10 protein-coding genes and 4 pseudogenes are annotated in these 9,763 nt (G+C 66.8%); 8 read left to right on the top strand and 6 right to left on the bottom strand.

Annotated features, from left to right (window positions below):
• Nucleotides 1-350: 350 nt before the first annotated feature.
• Nucleotides 351-491: pseudogene (locus ACFY9I_RS41880) on the top strand (IS6 family transposase); the annotation flags it as partial.
• Between the two features lie 71 nt (nucleotides 492-562).
• Here ACFY9I_RS41880 and ACFY9I_RS41875 read toward each other — a convergent pair.
• A complete protein-coding gene (locus tag ACFY9I_RS41875) occupies nucleotides 563-1,318 on the bottom strand; it encodes a dienelactone hydrolase family protein (protein ID WP_391012619.1) in 756 nt (251 codons plus the stop codon).
• A gap of 109 nt (nucleotides 1,319-1,427) precedes the next feature.
• On the opposite strand from ACFY9I_RS41875, the gene ACFY9I_RS41870 reads away from it, so the two are divergent.
• Nucleotides 1,428-1,910, top strand: a complete 483-nt coding sequence (locus ACFY9I_RS41870) for a MarR family transcriptional regulator (protein ID WP_391012617.1) — start codon at nucleotides 1,428-1,430, stop codon at nucleotides 1,908-1,910.
• A 239-nt stretch (nucleotides 1,911-2,149) separates the two neighbouring features.
• Nucleotides 2,150-2,738 (top strand): annotated as a pseudogene (locus ACFY9I_RS41865) (DUF4158 domain-containing protein); the annotation flags it as partial.
• Between the two features lie 81 nt (nucleotides 2,739-2,819).
• Here the strand turns inward: ACFY9I_RS41865 and ACFY9I_RS41860 are convergent.
• Both ACFY9I_RS41860 and ACFY9I_RS41855 read right to left on the bottom strand, forming a co-directional pair.
• Nucleotides 2,820-3,137, bottom strand: coding sequence for a hypothetical protein (locus ACFY9I_RS41860; protein ID WP_391012614.1), 318 nt, complete (start codon nucleotides 3,135-3,137; stop codon nucleotides 2,820-2,822).
• Between the two features lie 317 nt (nucleotides 3,138-3,454).
• The gene (locus ACFY9I_RS41855) at nucleotides 3,455-3,841 is read right to left on the bottom strand and encodes a DUF6281 family protein (protein ID WP_391012612.1); all 387 of its coding nucleotides are present in this window, start codon (nucleotides 3,839-3,841) and stop codon (nucleotides 3,455-3,457) included.
• A 241-nt stretch (nucleotides 3,842-4,082) separates the two neighbouring features.
• On the opposite strand from ACFY9I_RS41855, the pseudogene ACFY9I_RS41850 reads away from it, so the two are divergent.
• The 3 genes and pseudogenes from ACFY9I_RS41850 to ACFY9I_RS41840 form a co-directional block, all read left to right on the top strand.
• Nucleotides 4,083-4,464 (top strand): annotated as a pseudogene (locus tag ACFY9I_RS41850) (ATP-binding protein); the annotation flags it as partial.
• A gap of 17 nt (nucleotides 4,465-4,481) precedes the next feature.
• Nucleotides 4,482-5,129 carry an AAA family ATPase gene (locus ACFY9I_RS41845; RefSeq protein WP_391012610.1) on the top strand — a complete coding sequence of 216 codons (648 nt, stop codon included), beginning with the start codon at nucleotides 4,482-4,484 and terminating at the stop codon, nucleotides 5,127-5,129.
• Nucleotides 5,130-5,270: 141 nt separating this feature from the next.
• Nucleotides 5,271-5,813 carry a DUF6368 family protein gene (locus tag ACFY9I_RS41840; protein ID WP_391012608.1) on the top strand — a complete coding sequence of 181 codons (543 nt, stop codon included), beginning with the start codon at nucleotides 5,271-5,273 and terminating at the stop codon, nucleotides 5,811-5,813.
• 20 nt (nucleotides 5,814-5,833) lie between these two features.
• On the opposite strand, the gene ACFY9I_RS41835 is transcribed toward ACFY9I_RS41840, so the two are convergent.
• The 3 genes and pseudogenes from ACFY9I_RS41835 to ACFY9I_RS41825 all read right to left on the bottom strand — a co-directional run bounded on the left by ACFY9I_RS41835 (nucleotide 5,834) and on the right by ACFY9I_RS41825 (nucleotide 8,141).
• On the bottom strand, nucleotides 5,834-6,199 hold the full coding sequence (locus ACFY9I_RS41835) for a transposase (protein ID WP_391012605.1): 366 nt from the start codon (nucleotides 6,197-6,199) through the stop codon (nucleotides 5,834-5,836).
• On the bottom strand, nucleotides 6,172-6,543 hold the full coding sequence (locus ACFY9I_RS41830) for a hypothetical protein (protein WP_391012602.1): 372 nt from the start codon (nucleotides 6,541-6,543) through the stop codon (nucleotides 6,172-6,174). The genes ACFY9I_RS41835 and ACFY9I_RS41830 overlap by 28 nt, the downstream gene beginning before the upstream one ends.
• Nucleotides 6,544-6,949: 406 nt before the next feature.
• Nucleotides 6,950-8,141 (bottom strand): annotated as a pseudogene (locus ACFY9I_RS41825) (IS3 family transposase).
• Nucleotides 8,142-8,220: 79 nt separating this feature from the next.
• On the opposite strand from ACFY9I_RS41825, the gene ACFY9I_RS41820 reads away from it, so the two are divergent.
• On the top strand, nucleotides 8,221-9,051 hold the full coding sequence (locus tag ACFY9I_RS41820) for an integrase core domain-containing protein (RefSeq protein WP_391012600.1): 831 nt from the start codon (nucleotides 8,221-8,223) through the stop codon (nucleotides 9,049-9,051).
• Nucleotides 8,964-9,449 (top strand): hypothetical protein, encoded by a 486-nt coding sequence (locus ACFY9I_RS41815; protein WP_391012622.1) that lies wholly within the window; start codon nucleotides 8,964-8,966, stop codon nucleotides 9,447-9,449. The genes ACFY9I_RS41820 and ACFY9I_RS41815 overlap by 88 nt, the downstream gene beginning before the upstream one ends.
• Nucleotides 9,450-9,763: the final 314 nt, after the last annotated feature.

Below are 9,763 nucleotides of genomic sequence, written 5' to 3'. Positions count from 1 at the left end.
CACAGCGGCCTTCCCGGCCTCGGTGTCACTCGTCACGTCAGTCATCAACTGTCGCTTCCAGCTCGGGAGTTACACCACTCACCGTACAGACCCCGTAAGCCCTTCGGCGCCGTAACAGGTAAAGCGCAAGCGCAGACAATGTGACGCCTGTCGTTCCTCTGCCCAGGCAGGGGAACGACAGGCCGCTCCACGTTGTGGAGCGGCCAAACGGTGAACCGCTCACTCCGGCGAAGCGATCGACGATGAAGTGCCTCACACGCGTCTTCGCAGGGGTTCCGTTCCTCGGCGCTGTCACGTTGGTTGACCGGGTGGGATGATCTTCAGGTTGATCGTGCGGGAGAGGGCTGTTCGTGGGGGCCGTGTCGCCGTCGTTCAAGGGGTACCGGTACCCGGTCGAGGTCATCTCCCGTTGCGTGTGGCTGTACTTCCGTTTCCCCTTCAGCTTCCGCGAGGTCGAGGAGCTGATGCTCGAGCGCGGGATCGTCGTCTCCTCACGATCCGCGGGGACGTCGGGCACCTGGACCAGATCAGAACCTGGTTCGGCCGACCGCTGTCGGGGAGCTCAGGGAGCCGCGGCGGCACGGGTTTCAGTCCCCAGGGTGAGGTCGAGGAGGGGTAGCAGGCGGTCCCAGTGGCGCTGTCGTCCGGCGGGGTCGAAGGCGTCGGTGTCGGACATGGTGAAACCGTGGACGGTGCCAGGGTAGATCTCGGAGGTGTAGTCGACCTTCGCGGTGTCCAGGGCCCGGTTGAGCTCGCCGAGGGCTTCGGGCGTCAGGTCGCTTTCAGCGTGGCCGAAATGGACCTGGGCGGCGATCCTGACGAAGGCACTCGGCCCGTCCGCGCCCACGGGGCCGTGGAATGCGGCCAAGGCGGCCACCTGGCCGGGGTGGGCGGCGGCGGTTCGCATCGCCAGGAGGCCGCCTATGCAGTAGCCGGTCACCGCGACCGGTCCGGCGCCGACCTCGGGCTGAGTGGTGAGGAACCCAAGGTAGGCGTCGGCGTCGCTCAGGACACGTTCGACGGTGTGCGCCCCGATCAAGGGCATGACCTGGGCCATGAGCGCGGGCCGGACCTCTTCTCCGATGTGCTCGGGAAGTTCGATCACCGGTGCCGGGCCGTGTCGGTAGAAAAGGTTGGGGACGAGCACGTAGTACCCGTGCCCGGCCAGTTCGCGGGCCATCTCCCGCAGCGCGGGCCGGATGCCGAAGCCGTCCGCATACATCAGCACCCCCGGGTGCCGCTCGCCGTGGTCGGGGAAGGCGGCGAAGGCGTCGGCCTGGCCGTCTGTGGTGGGGATCTGCAGGGTTTTGGTGGGCAAGAGCTTCCTTCTTTGGAGTTCACTCGATAAACGTTCGTCGCACTAACGTTTTCGGCGCGAGTGAACGTACATCGTTAGTCTGACGAACGCAATGCGTAGGATGGGCGCCATGATCAGAGCCGAAGCTGCGGATATGCCCGACGACGGCGCGCTCAAGACGCCCGACAGGCTGAGTCGGCGGGCGAGCCGATTGTTGTCGCAGCTGACTACGCGGTCGGACCGGCTGATCACCGAGGGCCTAGCCCGGGCCGATGCCCGCAAGTGGCACTACGCCGTGCTCGCCTCACTGCAGGAGCACGGGCCGGCCAGCCAGGCGGAGCTGAGTAGACGCTCCGGCATACACCGCAGCGACATGGTCGGCGTGCTCAACGAACTGGCCGAGCGTGACCTCGTCGAGCGGGCGCCGGATCCCGATGACCGGCGCCGCAACATCATCACGATCTCCACCCGAGGCCGCCGTCACCTACGCCGCCTCGACAAGGTCCTGGACGACCTCCACGACGAACTGCTCGCACCGCTGAGTCGGGCCGAACGCGACCAGTTCGTGCAGTCACTCACCCGCTTGCTGGACCACCACACCCGGACCTCCTGACCCCGCGTTCCTACCGAACCCACGGATACACCCAACTGATGCACACGGACCGATCCGCGAGTTCCCGCTGAACAAGCTTCAGTTCCGCTGAACCCACGGGCCTCACCGGGTGTGAGTAGTTGAGGTACAGGAAATCCCGGTGAGAACGATCATGGTCGGCTAGCACACCGATCGGCGGCTCCGCTGGGGTTCGCGGATTGATCGCAGGGCGGGCGTCGGTGCTGGCTACGGTCCACTTTGTGCCGGTGGAATTTCTGACTGACGAGCAGGCCGAGGCGTACGGGACGTTCGCCGAGGTGCCCACGCGCCCGGAGCTGGAGCGGTTCTTCTTCCTCGATGATGACGACCGCGATCTGATCGCGCTTCGTCGTATGGACGCGCACCGGCTGGGGATGGCGGTGCAGTTCTGCACTGTCCGCTACATCGGCCGGTTTCTGGGTGAGGGGCCCCCGCGCGGTGCCGTGGGAGGCCGTGGAGTATCTGGCCGGGCAGCTCGGCATCGAAGACACCTCGTGCGTGAAGCGGTACCTGGAGCGCAGATCGACGGTGTACGAGCATGCGGCGCAGATTCAGGAGCGGGTCAGGTATCGGGACTTCACCGACCGGCGGTGGGGCCGGGAGTTCCGCGGCTTCCCATACGGACGGGCGTGGACGCACGCCGAGGGTCCGGTGGCGCTGTTCAACCACGCGGTGACGTGGCTGCGGAAGAGCCGCGTGCTGCTGCCCGGCGTCTCGGTGCTGGCCCGACAGGTGTCGGAGGCCCGCACGGCGGCCGAGCGGCGCCTGTACGAGGCGGTGGCCAGGGCCACCGCCCGCGCCGATCCCGCGCATGACCGGACCAACGTCACCGAGCACGGCCCTCGATGAACCCAGAAGATCGAAAACACTGACAAGCGCACCCCAGATCCGCTACGGAGAGCTACTCGTCACTTCGCGGCAGCTTCGGGAGAACAGGGCCATCTGGAACTGCAGCCGGTCCGTCCAGCCATCCCTGAGGTCGTCCTCGCCCAGGTCGTCCGGGCCAAGTCGGGGCTCGGACGCCGGCGCGTCCAGCCAGTCGGCCGGAACATCGGGACGGAGTCCGTAGGCCGCCTGCACCGCGGCGATCGCCTGCTCGCAGCTGTCGATCTCGGTATCGACGGTCAGCCGCACGTCCCGCCCGAGATGACCAGCCGCTTCTTCGAACCCGTCCTTCTGACCCTCGCCGCGCTCGCCATCCGAGGCCACGTCAAACGGTGACCACGTATGAAGCAGGGTCTCCCATCTGGGCCATGGCCGGATGGTGACAGCGGGGTCTGACAGCGCCCGCCCGACATCTGCACGCGTGAGCGGTTTCTCGCACGGTCGTCCGAAGCCGACCCGGGGATTGGGGTGGCCGCTGTCGAAGCCGTGGTCGAAGCCCTTGCGGACGGGGTCCAGTTCGGTTAATGCGACGCAACCAGCCCCCACAGGGCGGCAACCGCAAGGGAGCGGCTTCGATGGTGCGCGAGGCAGGTGCGGGGCGTCAGAGGCCTGTCCGGTCCAGCGACGCCCCGCACCGTTCCTCATGGGCTGGCGATCAGGTTTTTCACTTCGGGCGGCAGTTCATTTCCGGAGTAGACAGCGACGAACTGCACGTCGTCGGGTGAGTCCCCGACGGCGATGGCCACCTTCGGAGAGATACCGTCCACGGCGTAGGCGGTCTCCGTCGTGGACGGCTCCTCGTCCTGGCCGCCGGTGTCGTCACACGGCGGTTTGGTCGCTGCCCCGAGTTTGATGCCGACCGTGAACTCCGCGTTGGCGACATCCCGGTAGGTGCGCCCGTCGTAGGTCACCTGGTAGACGCACGACGCCGCGTCCTCCGCGCTGTTGCCCTCTGACGTGCAGGCGGCCACTGACGCCGCTACGGCTGCCGTCTGTACCGCGGTCACGGATCGCTTGGCCCAACTCATGAACAGCCTCCTCAGTAGATGCTGCGAAGGGCGAGGACGTCGCCCTTGCCGAGCGTCCTGGCTTTCGTGTTGCAGGTGAACGAGTTGGTGTACATGGTGAGGTTTTCGTGTCCCGAACCGACGTGTCGCAGTCCGAAGACGTGTCCGGCCTCATGAGTACCGACGGAGCGGATGTGAAGCTTCCCCCGCGAGAAGGCGCTTCGTACGTTCGACTTCGACGCGAACTTCGCAATCGACCCTTGAGCTCGTCGAGGCCGCCGACGAAAAGCTGCTGACCAATACCATCGCCCGCTACGGACGGGTCGATCTTCTCTGCATTGACGAGCTGGGCTACATGGAGCTGGACCGGCGCGGCGCCGAACTGCTGTTCCAGGTTCTGACCGAGCGTGAGGAGAAGAACAGCATGGCCATCGCCTCCAACGAGTCGTTCTCCTCGTGGACCAAGACGTTCACCGACCCCCGGGCTCTGCGCGGCCACCGTGGACCGCCTCTCGTTCGGCGGCAACATCCTCGAGACCGGCAGCGACTCCTACCGCCTGGCCCACACCAAAGCCCGCCAACAGGCCACTTGCAGCCTGTTGATCGACCACCCCTGCAGGCCGACGTCCAAACATGCATCATGATCGGATACAGGCAGCTCATGAAGCGGGAGAAGATGATGGCGGCTCCAACAGAAACTGGAGCGCACGGGAATACGGGCTCGGCGGGTGCTTCGCAGCCATCCAGCGGACTGATCATCTTTCTGAACGGCACCTCGAGTTCTGGGAAGTCGAGCATCGCCAAGGCGCTCCTCACGGTCTTGGACGATATGTACTTCCACATGCCGGTGGACATGCTCGATGCCATGCGGTCGCAGCGGGCTATCGCTCCGGACGAACTGCCCTCGGTGCTCAGGCGTGCATTGATGGGCTTCCACCGTGCGGTCGCCGGTATGGCTGCGGGCGGCAACAACGTCGTGGTGGACCACGTCCTGAGCGAGCCGTGGCACCTGCTCGACTGCGTCGCGCTCTTCGCCCCCGAAGACGTGGTACTGGTCGGAGTGCACTGCCCTCTGCCGGAATTACAACGGCGCGAGCAGGAGCGCTCAGACCGCGCACCGGGGCTGGCCGCACGCCAGATCACCCAGGTCCATGCCCACGGTCTCTACGACATCGAGTGCGACACGAGCACCGCCAGTCCGGCCGACTGCGCTCAGCAGATCAAGAACTTCCTGCCGCACCGCTCGACGCCCAATGCGTTCGAGAAGCTCAAGGCGAATTCCTCGGCCAAGCAGCCACCTGCTGCTTGACCCCCGGCCCGCCCGAATGCCCGGCTTCGTCGAGCACGGACAACGGCGGGGCCAAAATACGGGTCTGGCGCAAGTTCCGTGGAGCATGCACGGTGAGTAATCGGTTGGGGTGGCAGTTCTGACTGGCTAGGCTCCGATGCCATGAGTGGTCCGGTATTGGTGATCGAGTTGACGGAGGCGGTCCCGCACTCGGCGATCCAGCGACTTCGCGAATTCCTGTTTCGCTCATCGGCGCGTTTTGAGGAGAAGCGGGTCGGCGAGTACGACCTGCACGTTCGTGCGGACTGTCTCGGCATCACGGACACCGCGGGTGTCGACGGGCATCGGCCCATCCTGGTCTCTCTCATGGGGCCCGGTATCGGTGACGAGGCCACCTTCGATGCCGAGCACGCCGACGAAGCCGGCCAGGAACCTCTCATCGGCTTCACCTCGACCCACGCGGTCGACGTCATCGCGTTCTGTAACAGTCCGGTCGACCACGCCGTCGCAGCCCTGTTGACCGCCGCCATCATGGACGTGATCGGCGGCGTCGCCAACGCCGAACTGCGAGAAGACCAGGTGCCGATCGTCGCCGACCTTCCGGGCATCATCGCAACGACGACCGATCCGTGGCCTGCCGCGTACGGCTCAGCGGAGTTCCTCAGAGCGTGGAGGGAACAGCCCGGTTTCCGGCTGCAGAAGTAGCCGGAACACATCCGGTCGGCTCACGCGAGCAGCACCCGCTTGCGCAACAACGTGAAGCCGGCGCGGCCGAACATCTGCCGCTTGAGCATCTTGATCCGGTTGACTGCCCCTTCGACCGGGCCGGAGTTCCAGTCGGTGGTCAGTCCCGCGGTGACCGCGTCGAAGTCACTGTTCAGGCCGATGGCGAAGGTGCTGATGCCGGGCAGCTTCGAGGCGCCTGCCTCGGTGATCCAGTCGGGCAGGTCCTCGCCGCCGAGCGTGGTGAGCATCTCCGCAAAGGAGCTGGTCAGCTCTGCCGCGGTGCGGAGTTCGGGACAGTGCGTCAAGGCGCTTTTGCGGAGTAGTTTTTCCTCTTCTGTCAGTGTTCCGGGGTGGCGGCGAGCCATCCGGTGATCTCCGGTACGGACGGCAGCGGCGGAGCGGGGGCAGGCCGCGCGGTCTGGGGGAGGTTGCGGCGGGCCCAGTCGCGGACGGTGGAGTACGAGCCGCGGAAACCGCGTTCGGTGATCTCCCAGTGGAGAGCGAGCACGGCGACGCGGCCCTCGGTCTCCGCCCAGCGTTGTTCGAGGTAGGAGACGTAAGGGGCGAGTTTGCCGGGGCGTCGGGGTTTCCGGCCTTTTGACCATGTCTTGCCAGCGGGCGGCGCGGGCGTGTCGCTGGACGGTGTGCCGGCCCCAGCCGAGATGTCGGGCGATGTGCCGGATGCCCATGCGCTGGCCGAGGAGCTCATGGACGAGCTCGTGGTGCTCGCGGGCGCGTTGCGCGTCCGGCCGGGGCCTGGGCCGCCTCGCCAGTGTCGTCCGGGCTGTCGGTCTCGGAGCTGGCGGGGGTTTCCCATGCCGGTTCGGGCTCGACCGGTGCCTGCGGGCATTCGTGCAGGCAGGAGCGGTGGGCGGCAACGGTCTTCTCCACGGCGGCCGTGTGGTTGTTGGGTCGGACCGGGGCGCCCTGCCGGGATTGCCCCCGATGGGTTTCCCCGGCCCGCCCGCCGAACGCGGCGTGCCCGTCTCCGAGCACCGGGCTCTCCACGAGATCATGCCGTTGGGATCGGGTCGGACAGGGCGTCCGGCCAAGGGCTGGGGATGCTGTTGCCCTGGTGGGCCTTGTCCCTAAAGGGTGGACACCTGTTCGTGTCGTTATGCGGCGAGTGTCAGGGTAGCTGACTGCTGTTCGTAGGCGATCGGTGCCTTCTGTCCGTTCGCCGAGTGCCGTCGGCGGGTGTTGTAGCGCGTGGTCCAGCGGAAGACCGCCAGGCGGCAGCCGCGGGTGCCGTCGAAGCGGCGGGCACCGCGTAGTGTCTCGCGTTTGAGGGCGGCGTTGAATGACTCGGCGAGCGCGTTGCCCACCAGGCGGCGCGAGAAACAGTCGATCACCGTCGCCAGATACAGGAACTCGCCGTCACCCACCGGCAGGTATGTGATGTCTGTGTGCCACGAACGCAGGAAGAGGGGTTCTGGAATGTAGTCGGCACCTCTTTGAAATGCGGTGCTGCGTGAAAGATGAAGATAGGCCCTTCGGAGCCGCCCTGCGGGGGGAGGCTTCAAACCGCCACATGCCGCGTTGGCTGAAGACCGTCGTGGTGAGCGATGTGGAAAAGGCGCCTATGAGGCGTCAGGTGGGGAACAGGAAGGCGAGCGCAAGCGAATCGCTGATGACGTGTCGAAAACTGGCGCTTGCGCAGCCGCAGCCCGGCGGCGCCGAACTTCCGCATCACCCGTCCGACGCGCTTGTGGTTCACGCGTTCGCCCGTCTCGCGCAGCTCAGCGGTGAGCCGCGGGCGGCCGTAGGTGCCGTCCCATTCGGCATGCACGGCGCGGATCCGCTCGGCGAGCGCGACGTCGGCCTGCTCACGCGCGGCGCGAGCCGCGCGGCCGGTCCGCCACTTGTAGAAGCTGGAGCGGGCGATCTCCAGCACCTGACACAACCGCTTCACGCCCCAGGCGCGGTGGTGGTCCTCGACGAACTGGAAGCGGCAGGTCACCAGGTCATCTCTTGTGCGAAAAACATCGTGACCTTGCGCAGGATGTCACGCTCAGTGGCCAGCTTCTGGTTCTCCTTGCGCACCGTCGCCAGCTCCCGGCGCAGGGCCTCGTTCTCGGCCTGAAGCTCTTCGGCCGTCGGCGGGGGATCCACCGTGTTCTTCTCCGTGCTCGTGCGCGTCGTGCTGCCCCCGCCGTGGCGGGCCCGTTCGGCCCGTACCCAGTTACGCAGCGTCTCGCGGCTGATCCCCAGGTCCTTGCCGATGCCCTCGAAGGTGTGGCTCGACTCCGACAGGTACAGCGCGACGGCGTCCGCCTTGAACTCGGGCGAGTAGACCTTCATCACCATAAAAGATGCCTCCTACCCGGCCCCTGCCGGGGCCATGCTCAGAGGTGTCCACCACTCGGGGACAGGTCCCGTTCTCGCGGTGCCCTCCGGGAGGGCGGTCGCCGACGCGTTCGTGCGGGCCATGCGGATCCACGGAGTGCCGGCTGAGGTGCTCACGGACAACGGCAAGCAGTTCACCGGCCGCTACACCCGGCCCAGGCCCGCGGAGGTGCTGTTCGAGCGGGTCTGTCGGGAGAACGGGATCGGCGCCAAGCTGACCAAGCCGTACTCGCCGACCACCACCGGCAAGATCGAACGCTGGCACCGAACCTTGCGCAGGGAACTGCTCGACGACTGTGGGCCGTTCGCGTCTCTCGCGGCTGCCCAGGCTGCCATCAGCGAGTGCGTTCGCACCTACATCCACCTTCGCCCGCACCAGGCCCTCGACATGGCGACGCCGGCCAGCCTGTTCCGCCCCAACCCTCAGCCCGAACCGGTCAAAGTCGTGCCCGCTCAGCGGTCTGAGGCCGTATCCGTCCCCGCTGAGACGGCTCCGGCTGCACTGGTGCTGCCGCCCTCGGCCGGCGCGGTCGAGTTCGACACCGTGCTCCCCGCCAGCGGCCAGGTCGGCATCATCCCGTCCGTCCAGCGCATCCGCTTGGGCGCCGGGCGGGCGGGCCTGCGAGCCCGCATCTGGGTCGATGAGAACACCGTCCACGTCCTCATGAACGGCGAGGTGGTGAAGACGGTCCCGTCCAACCTCGACGCCGAACACCTTCACCAACCAAGCTCCGCGGCGCCCGCCCGGCGGGACCACCGCCAGCTCTTCCAGCCGTCAGTCGCGTGGGCGACCTCCCGCCGCACCAGGCGCTCGAAGTCGAACGCACCGTGGACCCAAACGGCTGGATCAACCTGGCTGGCCAGCGGGTGAAAATTGGTACCGAGCTTGCTAACCGGGTGATTACCGTGCGACTCGACGGGCCCCTCCTCCACGCGGTGCACGACGGTCTCCTGGCCAAGACCCTGCCCTCACCGTTCGCAAGCGGAGAGCGCCCGCGGCTCGTCGGCGCTCGTGTCGCCGCGACGCAGCTTCCGCCGGCCCCGGCCGCCGTCAGTGTCGAACGCAAGGTCCCGACCGACGGCGTCGTGATGGTGGCCCGCCAACGCCTTCGCGTCGGACGCACCTACGCGGGCCGGATCGTCACCATCTACGTCGAGGACACCCACTTCCGCGTCACCTACGAAGGCGCCGAAATCTCCCTGCACGCTCGCAAAGGCCAGCGCCCAGTGACCCGCTGGAAAGCCAAGATCCACGCGCCGAAAATCTGAGCGCGCCAAGACTGCGTGTTCTACGTTGATCGACATGAGCGCCTCGGGCCGGGCCTACCGCTATGTCGGGCCGTACCATGTGATCGCTGCCGTCCAGTCAGCGGACAGTGGTACCACGATCCGCATAGCCGCCGACTTCGCAGATTGGGTGGTAGCCCGGACCGCTGAGGAACTGGACGAGCCGTTCACCTTCGTCGTCGGCACGGACGGCGCTCTGCGACTAGGGTCTGTTGCGGAAGTGCTGGTCACAGCCACTCGTTAATGGCTGCGACCAGCACGGTCGCTTCGAAGCGGACGGCGAGCTTGTCGTAACG

The organism is Streptomyces sp. NPDC012510 (assembly GCF_042955065.1).
Taxonomy (GTDB): Bacteria; Actinomycetota; Actinomycetes; order Streptomycetales; family Streptomycetaceae; genus Streptomyces.
The sequence above is the reverse complement of the archived record's forward strand: the minus strand, read 5'-3'. Positions and strand labels throughout refer to the sequence as shown.